General features: G+C 66.2%; 22 protein-coding genes. 2 read left to right on the top strand and 20 right to left on the bottom strand.

The window, feature by feature from the left end:
• The first annotated feature begins 90 nt into the window (after positions 1-90).
• Complete coding sequence (locus tag ACUXVX_RS11265; RefSeq protein WP_446308383.1) at positions 91-543, top strand: hypothetical protein; 453 nt, start codon at positions 91-93, stop codon at positions 541-543.
• Positions 544-549: 6 nt separating this feature from the next.
• Here the strand turns inward: ACUXVX_RS11265 and cysE are convergent, their stop codons facing one another.
• Positions 550-1,359, bottom strand: a complete 810-nt coding sequence (cysE, locus tag ACUXVX_RS11260) for a serine O-acetyltransferase (RefSeq protein ID WP_222492741.1) — start codon at positions 1,357-1,359, stop codon at positions 550-552.
• 91 nt (positions 1,360-1,450) lie between these two features.
• On the opposite strand from cysE, the gene ACUXVX_RS11255 reads away from it, so the two are divergent.
• Positions 1,451-1,789 (top strand): TraR/DksA family transcriptional regulator, encoded by a 339-nt coding sequence (locus ACUXVX_RS11255; protein ID WP_446308382.1) that lies wholly within the window; start codon positions 1,451-1,453, stop codon positions 1,787-1,789.
• A 3-nt stretch (positions 1,790-1,792) separates the two neighbouring features.
• Here ACUXVX_RS11255 and ACUXVX_RS11250 read toward each other — a convergent pair whose 3' ends face one another.
• The 19 genes from ACUXVX_RS11250 to ACUXVX_RS11160 form a co-directional block, all read right to left on the bottom strand.
• On the bottom strand, positions 1,793-2,092 hold the full coding sequence (locus ACUXVX_RS11250; protein ID WP_446308381.1) for a DUF7742 family protein: 300 nt from the start codon (positions 2,090-2,092) through the stop codon (positions 1,793-1,795).
• A complete protein-coding gene (locus ACUXVX_RS11245) occupies positions 2,092-2,802 on the bottom strand; it encodes a DUF2793 domain-containing protein (RefSeq protein WP_446308380.1) in 711 nt (236 codons plus the stop codon). Before ACUXVX_RS11245 ends, ACUXVX_RS11250 begins: the two co-directional genes overlap by 1 nt.
• Positions 2,795-6,727, bottom strand: coding sequence for a baseplate multidomain protein megatron (locus ACUXVX_RS11240; protein WP_446308379.1), 3,933 nt, complete (start codon positions 6,725-6,727; stop codon positions 2,795-2,797). Before ACUXVX_RS11240 ends, ACUXVX_RS11245 begins: the two co-directional genes overlap by 8 nt.
• Positions 6,727-7,167: an NlpC/P60 family protein gene (locus tag ACUXVX_RS11235; protein WP_446308378.1), complete on the bottom strand. Its 441-nt coding sequence runs from the start codon at positions 7,165-7,167 to the stop codon at positions 6,727-6,729. The genes ACUXVX_RS11240 and ACUXVX_RS11235 overlap by 1 nt, the downstream gene beginning before the upstream one ends.
• 1 nt (position 7,168) lies before the next feature.
• Positions 7,169-8,116 (bottom strand): DUF2163 domain-containing protein, encoded by a 948-nt coding sequence (locus tag ACUXVX_RS11230; RefSeq protein ID WP_446308377.1) that lies wholly within the window; start codon positions 8,114-8,116, stop codon positions 7,169-7,171.
• Positions 8,113-8,745 (bottom strand): phage distal tail protein, Rcc01695 family, encoded by a 633-nt coding sequence (locus tag ACUXVX_RS11225; RefSeq protein WP_446308376.1) that lies wholly within the window; start codon positions 8,743-8,745, stop codon positions 8,113-8,115. Before ACUXVX_RS11225 ends, ACUXVX_RS11230 begins: the two co-directional genes overlap by 4 nt.
• A gap of 36 nt (positions 8,746-8,781) precedes the next feature.
• Complete coding sequence (locus ACUXVX_RS11220) at positions 8,782-9,444, bottom strand: phage tail tape measure protein (protein WP_446308375.1); 663 nt, start codon at positions 9,442-9,444, stop codon at positions 8,782-8,784.
• A gap of 2 nt (positions 9,445-9,446) precedes the next feature.
• Entirely contained in the window at positions 9,447-9,629 is a 183-nt protein-coding gene (locus ACUXVX_RS11215; RefSeq protein WP_446308374.1) for a phage tail assembly chaperone, read from the bottom strand.
• Position 9,630: 1 nt separating this feature from the next.
• Positions 9,631-9,951 (bottom strand): gene transfer agent family protein, encoded by a 321-nt coding sequence (locus tag ACUXVX_RS11210; protein WP_446308373.1) that lies wholly within the window; start codon positions 9,949-9,951, stop codon positions 9,631-9,633.
• A gap of 2 nt (positions 9,952-9,953) precedes the next feature.
• Positions 9,954-10,367, bottom strand: a complete 414-nt coding sequence (locus ACUXVX_RS11205; RefSeq protein WP_222469474.1) for a phage major tail protein, TP901-1 family — start codon at positions 10,365-10,367, stop codon at positions 9,954-9,956.
• A 25-nt stretch (positions 10,368-10,392) separates the two neighbouring features.
• Complete coding sequence (locus ACUXVX_RS11200) at positions 10,393-10,800, bottom strand: DUF3168 domain-containing protein (protein ID WP_446308372.1); 408 nt, start codon at positions 10,798-10,800, stop codon at positions 10,393-10,395.
• Positions 10,797-11,138, bottom strand: coding sequence for a head-tail adaptor protein (locus ACUXVX_RS11195; protein WP_222469476.1), 342 nt, complete (start codon positions 11,136-11,138; stop codon positions 10,797-10,799). Before ACUXVX_RS11195 ends, ACUXVX_RS11200 begins: the two co-directional genes overlap by 4 nt.
• Complete coding sequence (locus tag ACUXVX_RS11190) at positions 11,135-11,731, bottom strand: head-tail connector protein (protein ID WP_446308371.1); 597 nt, start codon at positions 11,729-11,731, stop codon at positions 11,135-11,137. The genes ACUXVX_RS11195 and ACUXVX_RS11190 overlap by 4 nt, the downstream gene beginning before the upstream one ends.
• Before the next feature lie 191 nt (positions 11,732-11,922).
• Complete coding sequence (locus ACUXVX_RS11185; protein WP_446308370.1) at positions 11,923-13,128, bottom strand: phage major capsid protein; 1,206 nt, start codon at positions 13,126-13,128, stop codon at positions 11,923-11,925.
• A 62-nt stretch (positions 13,129-13,190) separates the two neighbouring features.
• Entirely contained in the window at positions 13,191-13,784 is a 594-nt protein-coding gene (locus tag ACUXVX_RS11180; protein ID WP_446308369.1) for an HK97 family phage prohead protease, read from the bottom strand.
• Positions 13,777-14,961, bottom strand: a complete 1,185-nt coding sequence (locus ACUXVX_RS11175; protein ID WP_446308368.1) for a phage portal protein — start codon at positions 14,959-14,961, stop codon at positions 13,777-13,779. Before ACUXVX_RS11175 ends, ACUXVX_RS11180 begins: the two co-directional genes overlap by 8 nt.
• Positions 14,962-15,012: 51 nt before the next feature.
• Positions 15,013-16,359, bottom strand: a complete 1,347-nt coding sequence (locus tag ACUXVX_RS11170; protein WP_446311530.1) for a DNA-packaging protein — start codon at positions 16,357-16,359, stop codon at positions 15,013-15,015.
• A gap of 561 nt (positions 16,360-16,920) precedes the next feature.
• Positions 16,921-17,433 carry an ankyrin repeat domain-containing protein gene (locus tag ACUXVX_RS11165; RefSeq protein ID WP_446308367.1) on the bottom strand — a complete coding sequence of 171 codons (513 nt, stop codon included), beginning with the start codon at positions 17,431-17,433 and terminating at the stop codon, positions 16,921-16,923.
• Complete coding sequence (locus tag ACUXVX_RS11160) at positions 17,430-18,632, bottom strand: PAAR domain-containing protein (RefSeq protein ID WP_446308366.1); 1,203 nt, start codon at positions 18,630-18,632, stop codon at positions 17,430-17,432. Before ACUXVX_RS11160 ends, ACUXVX_RS11165 begins: the two co-directional genes overlap by 4 nt.
• Between the last annotated feature and the right edge of the window lie 57 nt (positions 18,633-18,689).

Below are 18,689 nucleotides of genomic sequence, written 5' to 3'. Positions count from 1 at the left end.
CGCGCGATACCCTCGCGCGGCCTTTTTTCTTGCCAGAATGGCCAAAGCGCTTACGCTCTCTGCATTCAATTTTGATGATGAGAGATTGCTATGAACATTCCGAGCCTCGCGGAGGTCGAGTCCGCCGTTGCAGAGACCATCAAGGAAAGCCCGCTCTACCCGCCGCTTGCCAACGTGCTGGGCGGCGTCAAAAGCATTGCTCGGGCCGTGCATGAAACGTTGCTCGCGATTGCCAAGACCGGGGTGAAGTCCGCCACCAGCCTGCTTCATTCTGCGAAGTCGCGCCTGCTGAAAACGCTGACCAAGATCATTGGCAAGGCGGTATCGCTACTCAAACCGCTCATCGGATTTGTCGACAGCCTCTTGAACCGGCTGGCCAAGGTCGTCGACAAGGCCGCCCGGATTGGCGGCAAGGTGGCCAAATTCGGGGCAGACAAGGCCGTGAATGCCGCGAAATCAGTGAACAAGATGGCCCAGAGCATTCTGGGAACGGGCAAGCAAGCCGCTGGCAGCGCCTGGGATTTCGTCGACGATCTGTGGTGATTGGCCCTAGTCGGCACCGCCAAGGAGTTGGTTCATCGAGACGGACGGCTGCGAGCAGCCAGCCTTGCCAACGATCTTGGCCGGAACGCCCGCCACGGTGCTCTCGGGCGGCACGTCGTGCAGCACCACCGAGCCTGCGGCGATGCGCGAGCAGCAGCCTACCCTGATGTTGCCGAGCACCTTGGCCCCTGCCCCGATCAGCACACCATCGCCGATCTTGGGATGACGGTCTTCATCCTCCTTGCCGGTGCCGCCGAGGGTTACCGAGTGGAGGATCGAGACGTTATCGCCAACAACCGCAGTTTCGCCGAATACGATGGAATGGGCGTGATCGAGGAAGATCCCTTTTCCCACACGGCAGGCCGGGTGGATATCGACTCCGAAGGTCTCTGAAATCCGCATCTGGAAGAAATAAGCCATGTCGTGGCGCCCCTGCTTCCACAGCCAGTGGCCTACGCGATAGGCTTGGATCGCTTGATAACCCTTGAAGTACATCAGCGGCTGAAGAAAGCGGTGGCAGGCCGGATCGCGCTCGTAGACTGCCACAAGATCGGCCCGTGCGGCCTGCCCGATCGCGGGGTCGGCGGCATAGGCCTCATCGGCGATTTCGCGCAGGAGCTGCTCCGACATTTCGCCCGACGCCAGCTTCATCGAAATGCGGAAGGCCAGCGCCTGCTCCATGGATTTGTGGTGCAAAACGCAAGAGTGCATGAGCCCGCCCAGAAGCGGCTCGAGGCTAATTGCCTCCTCCCCCTCGCGGATGATCCGATCCCATACGGGATCGACTTCGCTCAGCTTGCTCTTGGTCTGGGCCATGGTCATGTCCTTGCGCGTGCTGTTAGCCTTCTAGCCCAGATAGGCCCGTCTGGCCAATTGCAAAGACTGATGCGCAGGAAAAGGAGCGGTGATGGAGGGGGAGAGGCAACAGGCATTTCGCGCCCACCTGTTGGCGCGGCTCGAAGAGCTCGCCGCTGGTGAGGCGCTGGGACGGGGTGGCAAGAAGGTGGTGGAGCTTGATCAGCAATCCGTCGGGCGGCTTAGCCGGATGGATGCGCTGCAATCGCAGGCCATGGCACAGGCCGCCAGCCGGATGCGCCTGGCCGAGGAGCGGCGGATCAGGGCTGCTCTGGCGCGCTTGGATGAGGGGGAGTTTGGCTTTTGCACCGATTGCGGGGAGGAGATCGCCGCCGCCCGGCTGGAACAAGAGCCGGCGGTGGCGCTTTGCATGTCCTGTGCCCGCGGATGACCCTTAGGGCAACAGCCGCCGCCCGGTGCGATACCGGATGACTGCATCGAGCACCATAGCCCAGCATTGCGCATAGTCGAAGTCTTCGAAGCTGCGTGCCAGACCGCGAGGCTGTCGGGCCACTGCCGCGCCCAACGTGCCGTCGCCCCACGCCTTGTGCGCCCGTCCGGTGACTTGTCGAAACCGGTCGGCTGCGTCGGCAAAGGCAATAAATCGCTTCAGCGCGCGCGGACGCTCCTCTTCGCTCAGCGGCAGGAGCACACGGGCAACCTCGCAGATGTCGCTGTGATGCAGCGGGCGCATCAGGCGGTGGGCAGATCAATGGTGTAGTAGTGCGCCGCCACACGTATTGCGCCGCCGGCAAAGTCACCGCCGACCGCGGTCAGTTTCAGTGGCGCGGCGGCGTACCAAGTGGTGGGCGACCCGAGAAGGCCAGTGCAGTAGGAGCCTTGCTCGAGCCCAAGTCCCGAGCCGAACTGGCTTTCGGACCCGGTGATGCCGAAGGTCCAGCTCGTCAGTGTGCCGGTGATCGCGGTAATAACCCGCGCCGAGACCGCAAATATCATGGAGTTCGCCGGCACCTGCGTTGTCGTGCTGTCGCTCGCGCCCGCAGCGATGGCGTGATCAAACTCCAGCACCTGCATCTTCGATGCCGCGCCCGAGGGGCTGGCTGCCATGAGCGGCGGTTGCCATGCTGAACCATCCCAAAGCGCATCGGTCGCAGTATCGACGATCCACGCCCGCCACCCGATCTGAGGTGCCAGAAATACCCAGCCCCCGTTGTCGCCAATGGCAATCTGTCCTGCCTGCCCGGCCCATGCGTTGACCGCGCCTGTGGGCACGAACCAGCATTCACCGTCCACCACCACGCCCGGCGGGGTCGTGTTGCTCGCTGATTGCAGGCGCAGCTGTGCAAGCCCGTCGAGCCGCATCAGCGCGGCATTCACCGTCACGTGCTTTTGCGCTTGGCTGGCCTGCAGGAGCGGCAGTTTGAGCTGCGTGGTCTCAGTCATGGATTTCACCCTTTCCAAAAAGTCCCGGCCCGTAGCGCTCGGAGATCTGTGCGACATGAATTTCAAACGCCCCGGTGACGCCATCGCTGGCCTGCAGCGCCGCGCCATAGGTCCACGCAGGCGTGCCTACGGTCGCCTCTCGCACCACTGCGTCACCCTGAACCACCCGCAGCAGATAAGCCTCACTCGCCTCGCCAAGCGGCACCTCCGGCACGTCCCATCCGTCACCGTCAATCCGCGTTCTGCGCACCCAACCGACAGCCAGGTCCCCTGCCCCATCACGCCGCCCGATAATGTGGACCGGCGCATAAGGCCGAAGCCCGTTGCCATCGAAAGCCTCCTGCCGCTCCACGAAAGACGGATCGTCATAGGGCCGACCCGCCGCTCCGATCCGATAGGTGCGCGCAAGCCGCCGCGCCCCGCTCGCCAGTTCAATCTGGGTCAGGCTGTCGTCGAGCAAGACCACTTCGCTGCCCACCGGCCACTCGGACGGCATCAGCCCGTCCGTGCCAAGCTGGCCACGCAGCCGAAGACTCAGCTCATAGGTGCGCTCACCCACCAATTCGGCCTGCGCGAACTGGAAAATCTCCCAATTGCCAGATGAGCCGTCTCCAATCGCAATGGCGTTGCGGCCAGCCAACACCTGCGCTTCGCTGGCGGAGGAGAGCACCCCGGCGGCCAAGCGCACTCGCAAGGGCGCACCCCGGTCCCATTGGCCCGGACGCGCGGCGGCAAGGACGGTTTCCGTCTGCCCGATCGTGGCACGTGAAGAGATCAGCCGGTTCAGTTCGTAGTCTTCCCCGGACACCGATGAATAAACCGCTACCGACCCCCGCCAAGGTACCGCCGTCGCCGCGATATGCGGTGCGTGCTCCACCTCCGGTCCGGTCAGCAGCGGCAAGTCGAGAAACAGCGGATACACCGGCAGAGGCGGTACGAAGGGCACCAGCGCAACGGGGTCTTCGATAGCATCACTCGGCTTGTAAACAGATGGCTCGACCCTGACCGCATCGATGATCTGGCTCCCTGCCTGCTCGACTCGGTCCACCCGATAGTCCGCTATCCTGTCATCGGTCGGCAGTGTCACAACATCCCCAGCCCCGATCCCCAGCCGCGACGGCGGCAGGGCGAACCGTGCCGTATCGCGCGCCACCCGGCTCTCCGCCAGCCAGCGCTCCACGATCCCCTGTGCCTCCGATTGGGTCAGAGCCAGCGGCAGTTCGGAATGCGCAACGCCGTAAGACACCTCGTCGGGGAAGATCGCCTCCGCCGCCCGCACTTCGTAGTCGCCGTTGGTCTCCACGTAGTTCAAACGGACCCGGCCTGCCGTCTCAGCCGACGGCGCGCGGATGAGGGTAATGTCAGCGTCCAGATCACCGGTAACGGCAAGTGCTTCACGCGCAATCCCGTCTCGCGCCCGCCCCGTCCGGCTGGCAAAGCGCAACACGCCCTCCCGCTCGACGGCATCGAAGCCAAACGCCAGCATCAGCGGCTGCAGCGCGGCCCTCGCGCCGCCGAGATCCTCAACCGTGTAACCTCGAACCAGCCCGTAGAGCGCGCCGAGATCGAGTGCATCCAGCGAAACGCCCGACCGCAAGCAAAGCTCGGCGACCACCGCCGGCAGAGCTTCACTCGTGGCCCGCCCGTTCAGCCAATGCCCGCGCGCGTAATTCTCGCCATCGCTCCAGGTCTCCAGAGCGGCTGGAAAGTAGGGAAATGGCCGCGCATCCCACGCCCAGACGTGGGCGCGCGCCATGTCCACCATCGGCCTGCCGTACTCGGCAGAGACCGGGTTGTTTTCAACCGCTTCGTAATGCGCCGAGATCGCCCGCAGATACTGTGCCTGGATCAAGTCATCGCGCGTTCCATCGGAGTAATGTGGCGAACCGCTTTCCGAGCTTTTTGCATCGAGAAACTTGTTTGGCTGGTTGGTGCCCTTGTCGATGGCCGCGCAGCCCAACTCGGTGAACCAGATCGGCTTGGATTCCGGCAGCCAATCAGTCGGTGCTGCCTGCCGCACCCCGTTGATCCGCTCGTGATGCGTGTTCTGCCACCAGCTCTTCAGATCCTTGTAACGCCACACCCACGGCTCGCCGTAGGCACCATCGGTGATCGGCGTGCGGATCTGGGCATCGCGGGCCGCCTGGTGGGCGTAGTACCAGTCATACCCTTCGCCCCCAGCCACATTACCCTTGAGGTAGGATAGGTCGTAGATCGCGCCCGCCGATGCATCCGCATGCTCCTCACCATCCCGCCAGTCCGAGAGCGGCATATAGTTGTCGATCCCGATGAAGTCGATTTCCGGATCGGCCCAGAGCGGATCGAGGTGAAAGTAGACGTCCCCAGAGCCATCCTGCGGATGATACCCGAAGTATTCGCTCCAATCGGCGGCATAGCCGATCTTGCACCCCGCCCCCAGAATGCCGCGCAACTCAGCCGCCAGAGCCTTCATCTGAGCAACCGCCGGAAAGCCGCCTGCGCCCCTGATCTGCGTCAGGCCCCGCATCTCGGAGCCGAGGCAGAATGCCTCCACGCCTCCTGCCGCCGCACACAGATGTGCATAGTGCAAGATAAACCGGCGGAACGACCATTCTGCCGGACCGCTGTAGCTCACCACCTTGCCGCTGACGAAAAAGTCGCTCGCCGTGGCCGTGCCAAAGAAGCTGGCCACCTCCGCATCCGCCGTGGCTGTGCCATCCGGCGATCCCGCGCGCCCTGCGGCGACAGATTGGGTGATCCGCCCGCGCCAAGGCAGCTTCGGCTGGTCGGCAGCCCCGGTCCACGGGTCCAGCAGGCCATTGCCCTCCTGCTGGTCCATCAGGATGAAGGGGTAAAAGACCACTTCCTGACCCGCCGCCTTCATCGCCGTGATCGCCTCGATCACCGCCGCGTCCGCCGGTGTGCCCCCATAAACCGGGCGGTCCTCCTCATCGCGGGGTGTCAGCTGCGCAGCCGAGCGCGTCACGCCGTTGACCCGCCAAGCCATCGGTTTGCCGTCAAAACCGGCCTGTTCGACCTTCGGCCTGATCTCGCAGTTCCCGCAGCGCAGATCACTCCCGAACCAACTCACCACCAATGAGACCGAACCGCAGGCAGGCAGTTCATCGTTCAGAGTCTCAAGTGAAAGCGCAAAGTCAGTCTTGCCGGTCGGGTTGTTCACATTCGCCGACTGGCTGTGCCCTTGGCCAAAGTCATAGTGCACCGGCGTTGTGGCCAGCGCGTATTCCCCTGTGCCCGGCACAAAAGCCACGGCCTTCACCACCCGGCTGAGGCTGCGAGCTTCAGGCGTGTCGACCTCCTCCGTCACGGGCCGCACGACCTCGAACGACAATTGCGGCACACGGTTTCCAAACTCCGCGAGTTGCAGGTCCTCGATCACCACGTAGGCCACGCCGCGATAGCTTGGCACGTTACCCTCGCCCTCGACGGCCTCCATCTTCGGATCCGGCAACTGATCTTCGCTGCCGGTGTACACCCGCATGTTCAGATCGGCGGGCGCAATTTCCACCCCATCGGCCCAGACACGTCCAACCCGGCTGATCTCGCCTTCGCACAGCGCGACCGCGAGGCTGATCGAGTAAGAGTAGCTCCGCACCGTCGGACCGCTCGGCGCACCCTTGCCGCCCGTGCTTTCCTCTCGCACCCTCTCCTTGAACTGCGTCGCCCAAATCACCTGACCACCAACGCGCATCCGCCCGTAGACCTGCCCGATCGGCGCGCCTTCACTGGCGCCGGTCACGCGGAAGCGTTCAACCTTGCCGGTCTCAACAATCTGGCTGCCCTGTCCCAATACCCGCTGGTCGATGGCCCGCCCCAAGGTGGCACCGACCGCCCGGCCAATGACTGCGCCCGACAGTCCCAGAAACGTGCCGCCCAGCGTGGAGCCAAGCGCGGCCCCCGCCGCCGAAAGTAAGATCGTCGCCATCAGCGCCCCCCTTCGGGAAATTCAAATCGTGCAGCCACGCGCCGGGCCCAGGGCCGGGAGAACGAACTTTCCACAACCCCGTGGCCGGAATAGGCATGGATGAAGCTGGCCGCCGGGCCGATCCGCGCCTGCAAACCCAGATGTTTGGCAACTGACCCCTCGCGCATCCGGAACAGCAGCACATCTCCGGGCGCTGGTGGCTCACCCGCCGCCTTCTCCCGCAAGTGCCGCCGCGCCGCCTGCCACAGCGCTTCCTCCCGCGCGGGCTCCGACCAATCGCGGCTGTAGGCCGGCACCGCCTCAGGCTCGCCGCCGAAGAGCTCGCGCCAGATGCCACGCAGCAGGCCAAGGCAATCGCATCCTGCCCCCTTGCAGGAGGCCTGATGGCGATAGGGCGTGCCGAGCCACCCGCGTGCCGCCACCACGGTCCTCGCCCCCATATCACCCACCATTCTGTTGGCCTGTCAGAAGGGTCAGAATGGGTGAAAAGGGCTTGGGTGCCAGGCTACCGCCATCCTTCTCGCTGCCGCCGGACTTGGGGTAACTCATCAGCCAGTCCTCGCCGGGGATGTGTGGAAAGCCTCGAAAGTTCAGGAAGTTGTCAAACTTCAAACGGCATGTCTGGGCGCGCTTGTCACATCCCGCTTCAATCCGAACCACGTCGCCCACCGCTACCTGCGCCGGAAGCTGCTCCCACAATTCAACCTCGCGCCTTGCGTTGCTCAGGCGGTCATTCTTGACCAGCCCGACAAGGCCCGCGGCCTCCCCACTCAGCACCCGCAAACGCCCCCGCTCGAACCACCGCTGGTCGAACTCGGCCATGCCCGAAAACCGAAAGACCCGCCCGTCCTGCACCTGCTCCACCGCCACCTCGGCGCTGTATCCGGGGATAGACAGATCAAACCGGCACATTCCGTCACCCAGCACTGCGCTGCACTGCGGCTGATAGACCCGGCCCTGCGGTTGATTCAGCGCCTCCGTCAGCCCACGCAACTCCGCCTCGAAAGCCCCGTTCGCCCGGCTGACCTCGCCGATGGTCCCGCGAAACAGCATCAGCCGCGCGCCCGGGTTGGCCCAGTTGACCATCCAGGCCCGCACCTCCGCGCCATCGTAACGTCCGGCAAGGATGTCTTCCTCGGTGATCGCCTCGCTCATCAGCGCACCCAGCGCCTCGGTGTTGTCCACCGCCAGCCCGGTGCCCTGCACCAGCGCCTTGGCGGTCAGCCCGGAGTTCGCCTTGAAGGCAATGCCGTCAAAGCCAAGCCCCTCGTCATGGTCGGTGAAGCCCAGCAACGCGCCGTCCCGCCGCGCAACCGCCCAACAGCGGCAAACCGTTGTGATCCCGCCGCCCAGATGCGCGTAGAGCGCCGCCGCCTCCGCCCCGCTCACAGCCGAAGCTCCACCACCGGCACCGTCGGCACGTCGCCCGCCTTGAAGCTGGCGACCGAGGTGTGGATGCGGTCGGTGTCAAACCGCACCGGCACATCGAACTCAAAGCCCGCCGTCACCGCGAAGCCGATCGAAGGCGCATCCTCGAAGGTAATCATCCCGGTCGTCGTCTCGACCTCAAAGTGGACGCCCTGCTGGTAAAACGTGCCCTCGATGCCCGCCGTGACCGAACCAAGGACAGGCTTGGTGATGGGCCGGGTGTAGCTGGCCTCGCCCGAACGATAGGTTTTCGAGAGTTGAAAGCTCTTCGTCACCCCATCGCCTGTGCCGATCACCTCGTCCTGCCAGCCCGGCGTGCCGCTGGCCGCCCCGGTCTTGAAGTCCGACCAGTCCTTCCAGCGAAACCCGTGGAGTTGCCCGCGCCGCGCCTCGAAGAACGCCAGCAGCACCTCCACGTCATCGAGCGACCGCATGCCCAACCCCGCGTCATAGCGCCTGCGTGAATGCGCCCAGGGCGTGTTGCGCTCCTCGAAGCCGTTGGCCAGCGTCACGATCTCCGTTCGCCGCTCCGGCCCGCCCACCGAGCCAAAGCTCAGGCTGGCCGGAAACCGCACCTCGTGAAATCCCATGTCCGATCCTTCCAATTGCTGCTCTTGCTGCTCGCCTCAGCGGTTGCGATGGCCCTGCGCCAGCACCCGGCTCATCTGCGCCGCCACCTGCGCCCGGCTCCGCTCGAAGCCCTTCACATCGGGCGTCGAGATGTTCATCACCACGTTGATCGGCCGCCCACCGCCTTGCGTCTTCACGCCCAGGGAGCCATCCGCCCCGCGCGACAGCGGCATGATCGCCTCCGGCCCCGCCTCACCCATCAGTCCGCGCCCACCCCGCATCGGGAAATACGTGGGCGATGAGACGACCCCTCCCTTGGCAAAGGGCTGCACCCGACCCTGGCTGAAGGCCCCACCCTTCTCAAAGGCGAGCCCCCCGGTGATGAAATTCTCGATGCCAGTGCCGATCAGCCCCCCGAAGTGGTCGGTGATCGGCTTCATCGCGGCGTTGTAGGTAGCGTTGATCATCGCCTCCGCGACAGTCCGCAGCGCCTCCGACAGCCGCATGCCATCAAACACAAGCCCGTCGAAAGCCTTGCGCAGCCCGCGCCCGATATGGCTGGAAAGCTGGCCCACATTGGCCTGCGTCACCGTCAGGCTCGCCTGCATCCGCAACAGCTCGGCATCGAAGGCCGCCACCATCTGCGCCGCACCGCCAAAGGCGCTTTCCAGCGCATCCACCTGCGTCTCAAGGGCCTCGGCCCCGTCGAAATCTGCCATCTTCAGTCCCTCTGCTTGTCAGGAAAGGCGGCGGAAAGCTCCGCCAGCCGGGCGCGCGTAAGCGGCGGGGCGGCCTGCTCCAGCCCGAGCATCACCATCAGCTCCACCGGGGTGAGCGCCCAGAAGTCCACAGGCTTAAGTCGCAACTCCAAAAGCCCCCGGCGGAGCAGGCCCGCCCAATCCATTTCAGGCGCCCTTTGGCAGGGCGAAGGCGCGGGCCAGCAATTCGGCCGCAACCCGGGCCGCTTCAACTGGCCCACCACCGATCTCAACCGTCAGCAGGTCCGCAGCCCGGCCCTGCCAGCCCCCGCCGCGCAGCCCGGCGACCAGCAGCGCCAGCACATCGCGGGTGCTGAACCGCCCCGCCTCGAAGCGTTCGACCAGCTCCATAAGCGTGCCGGTCTCCAGTGCTGCTTCCAGCTCGGCCAATGCGCCCAGCGTCAATTTGCAGCGGTGCTCGGCGCCATTCAGCACCAGCACGGCTTCTCCTGCCCAGGGGTTCGCCATGCTCAGATCGCCGTGAAGCTCAGCGCACCTGCCGACGCGAGCGCCAGCTCATAGGTCGCCTCGCCGTCATGGCTGCCCGCGTATTCCACCGAGGTGATCTGAAACGGCCCCTCCACCACGCCGAAATCGGGGATGATGACCTGAAACTCTGGCGTCTCCCCGTCGAAGAAAATCTGCCGCGCCCGCTCGTCGCTGTCTTCGTCGCGAAACACCCCCGAGCCGCTGATGTTCGCGCTCTTCACGCCCGCTCCAGCCAGCAACTCACGCCAGCCACCTTGGCTCTCCAGCGAAGTCACATCCACGCTCTCGGCGTTGAAGCTCACGCGCGTGGCCCGCAGGCCCGCCACGGTCTCGAACAGGCCCGATCCGGTCATGTCCATCTTGATCAAAAGGTCCTTGCCGTTCTGGGCAACCATCTGGGTCTCTCCTTGAAAATGAGGGTCAGTCGTCGATCCGCGCGGCAAAGCGCAGGTCGATCCGGCGTTGGTCGCCCTCGCCCACCCGTCGGGCGCGAGCACGTTCAAAGTTCAGCGCAACCAACGTGCCGCGCGAGAGCGTAAGGGCCGCTCCGGCCAGCGCATCGCTGATCGCCCCGGCAATCTGCTTGGCCGCGCCAAAGCCCGCCGCATCGGTGACGACGCTCACGGTGAACCGGTGCAACGCGCCATCGCCGGTGCAGTCGCAGCGCGAGAGCACCTCCTCCGGCCCGAGGCTCACATAGGTGCCGGGCGGGCTGCCCGGCGGTGCGGCATCGTAGATGTTGCTGCCCACAAGCGATGTCACGCCAGCGTCCCCGATGAGGTGCTGGTAAACGGCTGCCTGAAGCGCCGCAGAGGCTCCGTAGCTCATGCCGATACCTCCTCGCGCGCGTAGCAGGTCAGGTAGCGGCCATGCTCATCCCGCTCGGCCACCGCCAATATCCGAAATATCCGGCTCCCTTCCCTGAAGCGCTGCTCCGGCTTGGGGCGGCTCATCGCGCCGGGCGGGGCCGCCCGCACGGTGATCCGATACGGCACCGAGGAGACGGTCAGGAACTCATCCGCCCGCTCGCTCCCACTGCCCGATTTAACCTCTGCCCAAAGCTGCCCCAGCTCGGCCCAGGTCCGGCTCCAACCACCCAGACCATCCGGCACCCGCTCCGGCGTTTCCAGCACCAGCTTGCGGTTCAAAACCGGCGACGCCTTCATGTCCGCCCCCCGGTGATGCGGATGCTCCGCCACCGCTCGATCAGCGCCGATACGCCATAGGGGATCACTCCTTCACCGGGCCGCGCCTCGTGGCGATAGTCGTAGTAATGCCCCGCCAGAAGCAGCACCGCCTGCGCGAGATCAGCCGGAATGTCAGGCCAACTGGGCCCGAAGCCCGCGTCGAACTCGATCACGATCTTCCCGCCCTTCGGCACGCTCGGAAAGGCCGTGCCCGTGGCATGGATGCGCGGGCGGTGCGTATCCGGCTCCAAACGGTATTTGCTCGGCTCCACCGTGGTTTCCCAATCCAGCAGGTCCACCGTCTTCACGGAGGTGATGCCGCTCACCGGGGCGACCGGCAAAGTCATCGCATCCGCCCCCCGCCAGCCTGCCAGCACCCAGCGAAAATCCCGCTCCAGCAACACCTTGCCGGTCCAGGCCTCTACCGCGGCAATTGCCGCTCGCAGGAGCGATTCCAGCAAGCCGTCCTCCGCGCCCTCGTCCGAAAATCCGGTGCCCATGCGCAGATGCGCCTTGAACTCGGTCACCGGCAGCGCGGCGGCCTGCACCGAGGTCAGCTCGGTCAAAATCATGTGTCAGTCTCCTGAAAACCCAGCCCTCCCCCGCGCCTCGCGGGTGGCCACGGGCGCACGCCCCATGCGCCGCCCGGACGGAGGGGAGCAGCATTGGCACCGCATGGTGCAGCCGGTTGCCCGACCACCCCGGCGCACGCCCGTGTCCCTTGCTCCGGGGGCGGTTGCACACCCCCGGCGCACCCTCAGCCTCAGGAGGCCGAGAACTTCAGGAGCTTGATCGCCTCGAAGTCGCTCACATCGCCGCCCACGCGCTTGGTCGCGTAGAAGAGCACATGCGGCTTGGCAGAGAACGGATCGCGCAGCACCCGCAGGTCGGGGCGCTCGGCGATGGTGTAGCCCGCGTGGAAATCCCCGAAGGCGATTGCATGGGCGCCGGTGGCGATGTCCGGCATGTCCTCAGCAATCAGCACCGGATAGCCCAGCAGCCGCGCAGGCTCACCCGCCGCCAGCCCGTCCGACCACATGAACCGCCCGTCCGCGTCCTTCAGCTTGCGCACCGCGCCAGCGGTCTTGGAGTTCATCACGAAGGTGCCATTGGCGCGGTATTCAGCCCCGAGCGCATAAACCAGGTCCACCAGCGCATCGGCATCGCCAATGTCGCCATCCGCGCCGGTGGCAATGTAGCCCAGCTCGCCCCAGGTCTGGCTGCCTTCGGCCACGATGGTGTGGTCAAGAATGCCCGTCGGCTTGTCGGAACCATCTCCGTTGATGAAGGCCGCCGCCTCGGAGCGGGCGAACTTCTTGGCGATCCGGTCGGCAAGCCAGCCGTCGATGTCGAACGCGCTGTCATCCAGCAGCCGCTGGCTGGCCTTGGGCAGGGCCGAAAGCTCGTGCAGCGGGATGGTGATGCGCTCGATGGTCGGCGTGTCGGTCTCCACCGCAGCGCCCGTCTCGGTCGCCCAGCCGGCGCCAAGGTCGGCCCGGTCGATCAGCACGTCGAAGGAGGTCGCCTCCACGGTCACCACATTGGCAATCGCCCGCAGGCTCGCGGTGCTGGAGAGCACGGTCTTGATCGTTGCCGAGGTCTCGGGGTCCACGAGGTAGCCGCCGTCGCCCGCCACCGCCGTCGACAGGCCCTTGCCCTCCAGTTCGAGGCCGCGCAGCCCGTCATCATCGCCGTTGCGGAGATAGGCGTTGAAGGCCTTCTGGTGCGGCGCACCGGCCTCTTGCGCGGCGGAAAGGGCCGGACGCCCGGCAGAGATGTTCTTCTTGTGCAGCATGGTCAGTCGCTCTTCCTGTTTCTGAACGCGGGATTGCAGGTCGTCCTGGAACGATTTGAATTCGCCCATAAACTCCGTGAGCGCCGTGGCCACCTCGGCCACCGGCGATGCCTGTGAGGGCGCGGGTGCAGGCACGCTCCGCCCGCCCCCCGACCCAGTCTCGGGAGTGCTCATCGCAACTCTTCCTTTCGTGAGAATGGTTGGAGGCATGACTGCCCCCGAAGGTTCAGGCGGCCTTAACCCGCCAGCGCCCGGCGAGCCGCCCGCAGCGCCTCCGCCAGCTCTTGCCAGCCCTCGTCTGCCGCCGGGGGCAATTCGTCCCCCTTGGCACCCGAAAGCCGCGCCTCGCGGAGCATCGGAAAGGTCACCAGCGACACTTCCCAAAGCTCCAGATCGTGCAGCAGCCTGCGCCCCTGCGCGTCCTTTTCCGCCCGCTTGGTGCGGTAGCCGATGGAGAGCCCGTCGATGGCGCCCGCGGTGATAAGCGCGGCGGCTTCACGGGCACGGGCAACCTCCTTCAGCAGGCGTCCCTTCACCCAGAGACCCCGGCGGTCCTCTCGGACCTCATCCCAGATCCCGATCGGCTCGCGCGGGTCATGCTGCCAGAGCATCCGGATCGGCTGGCCTTTTGCCGCCATCGCCTTCAGCGAGCGCGCATAGGCCCCCGCCACCACCACGTCGCCACCCTGGTCGGCCGCGCCGAAGAGCGAGGCGTAGCCCGCGATCTCAAAACTCTCATCCACCGCCAGCTTGGCCTCCGGCGCACAAAACTTATGTTCCAACTCCGGCCCGTAATCCATTGCCATCGCTTGCCTTTCTCTCTCACTCATCGCCCGCCTCCAGCGGCGGCAGCCCCAAAAGCGCCCGCTTCTCGCCCGCCGTCAGGAAGTCCGCCTCGCTGACCCGCCGCCACTGTGCCTCGCGCTCCGTGGCCAGCGCCGGCACCCCGTCGAGGTCGGGCTTCAACTCAACCGCCTCGCCGCCCAGCCCGCTCAGCCAGTCGCCCAAGGCGCCGCTGACCTTGGCCACCAGCGGCAGCACCGTGAGCCGGTAGAACGCGCGGTTGGCCTCCTGATAGTTCGCATAAGTCGCCTCGCCGGGGATGCCGAGCATCATCGGAGGCACGCCAAAGGCCGTGGCGATCTCCCGCGCGGCGGCCTCCTTGGTCTTCTGAAATTCCATGTCCGAGGGGCTGAACCCCATCGGCTTCCAGTCCAGCCCGCCCTCCAGCAGCATCGGGCGGCCCGCATTGGCCGCGCCTTGGTGGTGGCTCGCCATCTCGTCCAGCAACCGATCATACTGATCGGCGCTCAGATGCCCCGACCCATCCGCCCCACGATAGACGATCGCTCCCGAAGGCCGCGCGGCATTGTCGAGCAACCCCTTGGACCATTTCGAGGCCGCATTATGCACATCCAGCGCATTGGCCGCAGCCTTCAGCGGCGAGAGGCCATAATGGTCGTCCTGCGGGTGGAACGCCTTGATATGGCACACAGGTTTCAGCTCGCCGCTGGCATCGAAGCGGTGCTTCCGCCCGCCCACGGCGTACTCATAAGCCACCGGCCAACCATCCCCGCCGGGCACCACGCTCATCCGGTCGGAGCGCAGTACATGCAACTCCCCCGGCAGCCCCACATCGGCCAGCACCGCCTCCACGTAGCCGTCGCCAGAGAGCAGGATCTGCCCATAGAGCGCCTCCAAAAACTCCGAGCGACCCTGCGCGCCGTTGGGCCGCCGCATCAGGTCGGCCACCGGATGTGTCTCGTAGCGCCGGTCATTGTCCTGGCAGATCAGCGGCACGGCAGCGGCGGCCTCTGCGATGAGCTTTACCGCCCTGAACCCGACCGGATTACCGGTGAACCCCGTCTTAGTGAGCGAAACCGTGTCGCGCGGGCTCCACGCCACCCGGCCCGCGCCGTGATATGCAATCACCGGCCCGGTGGCCGAGGCCTTTGTTTCAGGCACGGCTCCGCCGCCCCGCTCCCGCTTGAGGAAGTCGAAGACCATCCGTCTCTCCTTTGTCGATTTCCGTAAGGTGGGCCAAACCCACCAATCGCGTCACAAGGTCCGCATCTTCGGGCGCCGCCAGCGGGCCGCGGGCTCGAGGATCAGCTCGGTCAACGCCCAAACCAGCGCATCCACCCGGTCGGGCGAGCCGCTGCCCTGATAGCCTTCCGCCGTCATCCGCCCCATCTCGTCTTCCAGCGCGCCCAGACCGGCCACATGCCGCACCCGGCCCTGCTCGTAGAGCGCCGCCACGGGCTCTGCCCGCGCGACCTTGCCGCGCGAGGCCCGCACGGCGCGGAACGGCACCGTTGGGTCGATCTGCCTCAGCAGCGTCTCCACCAGATCACCGCCCTGGTTGACCTCCGCTACCACCCGCTCTGCGCCGTGGCGCTCGGCGGCCTCCAGCGCGGCTTTGGCCCAGTCCAGCGGCGAGGCCGCCTTCACCGAGCAATCCTCCAGCACCACGGCCCGCCAGTCCTTCGGCTCACCGCTGCCCGCCTCCAGCCCGGCCACGATGATCCCGCAGGCGTCCGATCCCTTGTGCCCGGTCACCGGCGGGTCCACCGCCACGACCACACGCATCAGTTCGGGCACCTCGCGTAACCGCGCCGCCTCGATGGCGCCATGCCGCCAGAGCGCGCCGTCGATGTCATCCAGCATCTCGCCGTCCAGCTCCTGCCGCCCAAGCGAGGTGCCGCCATAACGGGCCTGCACCTCCTCAAGGAACGATGGCGCGAGCCACGCCCGGTTGGCCTCGGTCGCGGCGCGGGTCACCACCGTGCTCTGCCGCTCCAGCAGCTCCCGCAGAAGCGCCTGCTTGCGCGGCGTGGTGGTCACGCACATCCGCGGGCTGTCGCCCAGCCGCAAGCCGAACTGAAGCATGTCCCAAGCCTCCTGCGCCTTCTTCCATTTCGCCAATTCATCGACCCATGCGCCATCAAACTGCGGCCCCCGCAGCGCCTCCGGGTCGCTGGCCGAGAACACCTGCGCCACGGCGCCATTGGGCCACTCCAATTGTTTGCGGCCCGCCTTCCACTCCGGCCTCCGGTCAGGCGGCGAACACGCCAGAATGCCACTGTCTCCGAACACCATCACCTCACGCGCCTGGTCGATGGTCTCGCCCACCAGCGCCATACGGCGGCAGCGGCCCTCGTCGAACGGCCCTGCACCCTCTACCTGCGAACGCACCCACTCGGCACCCGCGCGGGTCTTGCCCGCGCCGCGCCCGCCAAGGACCACCCAGGCCCGCCAGTCGCCCTCCGGGGCAAGCTGATGCGGCAGCGCCCAGAACTCGAAGAGCCAGGGCAGCGCCGCCAGCGCCTCAGGGCTCAGCCCCTCCAGAAAGCTCTCCTGTTCCTCCAGCGTCGCGGAGGCGAGCCAGGCGGCGCCCGATCTCAGCCCTTGCAGCGTCGAGGTCGAGCACGCGTCCTGCGCCGTCCCCGCGCTCACCGGTCCCGCCGTCTGCACCGGGTCCGCCGCCACCACGGGGCCGTCCTGTGCCGCCGCCGCCTCGCTTCTTATGTTCCGCAACACGTTCTTTCTCCTGGTAGGCTGCAAGGAGCAGGCGCCGCAGCTGCCGGATATCGCCCAGCACCACGTCCGGAACCGCCCCCGGCCCCGCCCCGCTCTGTCCAATCACCGCCGAAAGCGCCCCCGCGCCCTCGGCCACGAGCTGCTCAGCCGCAGACAGCACGCCGCCTGCGTCCCCGCCCTCGCGGTCGGGTCGATCATCCATGGTCATGTCTCGCTAGAGGCCGGTGTCCCGCAGGGCCGGCATTAAAAAAGCGGCACACCCCCCAAGGGTTGCCGCGCCCACCTCTCTCATCGTGTCACAACCTATAGATGAGAGCGTTCGCAGAGTCAAGCCAAATCGGCGAGCGCCACGCGCTAAGCGGTTGTTTCGTTAGGGTTTTCTTAACCCTCGACGCACTGCACCTCAGCGCGCGGCGCGCAAGCCCTTCATTTCGGGGGCCAATTCCCCTCGGCAATCCGCTTCTTCACATCGTTGGGCTCGTAGTACTGCCCGAGCATCCCCCGCTCGTTCAGAATGGCCCGCACCTTTTCCAATGCCTCAAAGTCCGGGTTTCCTTTTTTCACCCGACTCGTCGCCGCCAGCCAGGGCATCGTCATGCCGCGCCGGTCCACCGCACCGATGAAGGCCCCGCGCTCGATCAGGAACAGCGCCATCGGCCAGCTGTCGGCCACGGCGGCCTTCAGCAATGGCGTGGCAGACTGGAAGCCGGGCGCCTCGATATCGCCGCCCGCCTCGAGCAGCGCCTCGATCTTCGCGAACTCCTCGCGCTCCACCCACCAGTGGATGATCGGCAGGCCATCCGGCCCCTTCTCTTCGATATCGACGGTGCTCATCGCCCCTCCAGTCTCAAATGCGCCGGAGCGCAGGGCCGTCCACATGCCGCCGCCGAGCACCGCGAGGGCGAGCGCCGCCCCCAAGGCCCAGCCGCGCCGGTTCATGTGCAGCCATTGTCCTGCTGATCCTGACGGATCTGCTGTTCCTGTGCCTCAAGCGAGCGCTGCATCTCCTCGATGGAGTGAAAGCGCAGCTGCTGGTTGGCCTTTTCCTGCGCCGCCCGCTTGGCATCCAGAGCAGGCTGCTCCACGAAGTCCGGCACGTAGTTGTCGGGGTTCGCCATCTCGCGCGGCACCCTGTCACTGGCGGACCAGATCTCAGTTGGTTCCATCTCGCGGCGGTTGCCGAAGGCCTGTGGCATCGGGCTCCAGCTATGGTCCTGCGCGGCATTCAGCGGATCGGTGCGCAGGTAGTAGGCCTCCACGGGTGCATTCGGGTCGCCGCCTTCCATGGTGTTCTCATGCAGGCCGGCCGCGTTGAACGTATAGGCTGGATCGCCCGAGGCTGTCGCGGCCGCGCTGGCCATGCCGCCGCCCAGAGAGTGGCCGGTATAGCGCACCTTGCCCGGCTGGGCCGCGCTCGCGGTGCGCCCGATCTCGTTGGCGCGGCGGTAGTACTCGGTCTGCATGCCCGCGCCCTGGCCAAGGTTGGCGCCCCAATCCCCGGTCGAGGTTGGCGTGGTGCCCTCAAAGGCCACGGTATAGGTCTCTTCACCCGTCACCGGGTTGGTATGCACGAAGACATCGGCGTTGAAATCGCTGTCCGGCATCGCGGTGAGGTCATTGGTGCCATCATGCAGGCCAAGCGCCTCCAGATCGGCTTGCGTGGCCCGGCGGGTGTTGGCGGGCAGGTCGCCGCCCTCACCGTCGAGATAGGCCGCCGCCGACATCGCCGCCATATCCTGCGCCGTCTGGTTCTCGGCCAGCTCTGCGGCAAGCGTCACGCACACTGGCCTCGGGTTCATGCCCGGCATCGCCCCAGCACCGCCACCGGCGCCACCTGCCCCGGCAAGACCGATGAGCACGTTGGGTTGGCCCTTGGTGATGACGCCGCCCTTGGCGGTCGGGTCGCCCATGCGCGCGGCAGGCTGGTTCATCACCAGCACCGTCGGCGAGCCGAACACGATGGCATCTATCGCAGCGGGCGGCGGGCCGATGCAGGCACAAAGGTCGCCCAGTCGGGCTTGCGGCAGGTTGCCGGTCAGAACCGTGATCGCGCAGGGCGGGATGATCGGAAGGCCGGGCGGCACAGGGCACATCGAGCAGACATGCGTATCCGTGATCCGGGCGGCTGGTTGAGACATCAGAATAAATCCGTAAGTGCAATGCACCTCATCAAAGCATCGGGCGGCGCCCTGTCA

Source organism: Vannielia sp. SX4, assembly GCF_052828525.1.
The sequence above is the reverse complement of the archived record's forward strand: the minus strand, read 5'-3'. Positions and strand labels throughout refer to the sequence as shown.

Bases quoted from the DNA above. Each gene is read 5' to 3' on its own strand.
- ACUXVX_RS11265 (WP_446308383.1), top strand. From the start codon at position 91: ATGAACATTCCGAGCCTCGCGGAGGTCGAGTCCGCCGTTGCAGAGACC.
- cysE (WP_222492741.1), bottom strand. From the start codon at position 1,359: ATGGCCCAGACCAAGAGCAAGCTGAGCGAAGTCGATCCCGTATGGGAT.
- ACUXVX_RS11255 (WP_446308382.1), top strand. From the start codon at position 1,451: ATGGAGGGGGAGAGGCAACAGGCATTTCGCGCCCACCTGTTGGCGCGG.
- ACUXVX_RS11250 (WP_446308381.1), bottom strand. From the start codon at position 2,092: ATGCGCCCGCTGCATCACAGCGACATCTGCGAGGTTGCCCGTGTGCTC.
- ACUXVX_RS11245 (WP_446308380.1), bottom strand. From the start codon at position 2,802: ATGACTGAGACCACGCAGCTCAAACTGCCGCTCCTGCAGGCCAGCCAA.
- ACUXVX_RS11240 (WP_446308379.1), bottom strand. From the start codon at position 6,727: ATGGCGACGATCTTACTTTCGGCGGCGGGGGCCGCGCTTGGCTCCACG.
- ACUXVX_RS11235 (WP_446308378.1), bottom strand. From the start codon at position 7,167: ATGGGGGCGAGGACCGTGGTGGCGGCACGCGGGTGGCTCGGCACGCCC.
- ACUXVX_RS11225 (WP_446308376.1), bottom strand. From the start codon at position 8,745: ATGGGATTTCACGAGGTGCGGTTTCCGGCCAGCCTGAGCTTTGGCTCG.
- ACUXVX_RS11220 (WP_446308375.1), bottom strand. From the start codon at position 9,444: ATGGCAGATTTCGACGGGGCCGAGGCCCTTGAGACGCAGGTGGATGCG.
- ACUXVX_RS11215 (WP_446308374.1), bottom strand. From the start codon at position 9,629: ATGGATTGGGCGGGCCTGCTCCGCCGGGGGCTTTTGGAGTTGCGACTT.
- ACUXVX_RS11210 (WP_446308373.1), bottom strand. From the start codon at position 9,951: ATGGCGAACCCCTGGGCAGGAGAAGCCGTGCTGGTGCTGAATGGCGCC.
- ACUXVX_RS11205 (WP_222469474.1), bottom strand. From the start codon at position 10,367: ATGGTTGCCCAGAACGGCAAGGACCTTTTGATCAAGATGGACATGACC.
- ACUXVX_RS11200 (WP_446308372.1), bottom strand. From the start codon at position 10,800: ATGAGCTACGGAGCCTCTGCGGCGCTTCAGGCAGCCGTTTACCAGCAC.
- ACUXVX_RS11195 (WP_222469476.1), bottom strand. From the start codon at position 11,138: ATGAAGGCGTCGCCGGTTTTGAACCGCAAGCTGGTGCTGGAAACGCCG.
- ACUXVX_RS11190 (WP_446308371.1), bottom strand. From the start codon at position 11,731: ATGATTTTGACCGAGCTGACCTCGGTGCAGGCCGCCGCGCTGCCGGTG.
- ACUXVX_RS11185 (WP_446308370.1), bottom strand. From the start codon at position 13,128: ATGAGCACTCCCGAGACTGGGTCGGGGGGCGGGCGGAGCGTGCCTGCA.
- ACUXVX_RS11180 (WP_446308369.1), bottom strand. From the start codon at position 13,784: ATGAGTGAGAGAGAAAGGCAAGCGATGGCAATGGATTACGGGCCGGAG.
- ACUXVX_RS11175 (WP_446308368.1), bottom strand. From the start codon at position 14,961: ATGGTCTTCGACTTCCTCAAGCGGGAGCGGGGCGGCGGAGCCGTGCCT.
- ACUXVX_RS11165 (WP_446308367.1), bottom strand. From the start codon at position 17,433: ATGAACCGGCGCGGCTGGGCCTTGGGGGCGGCGCTCGCCCTCGCGGTG.
- ACUXVX_RS11160 (WP_446308366.1), bottom strand. From the start codon at position 18,632: ATGTCTCAACCAGCCGCCCGGATCACGGATACGCATGTCTGCTCGATG.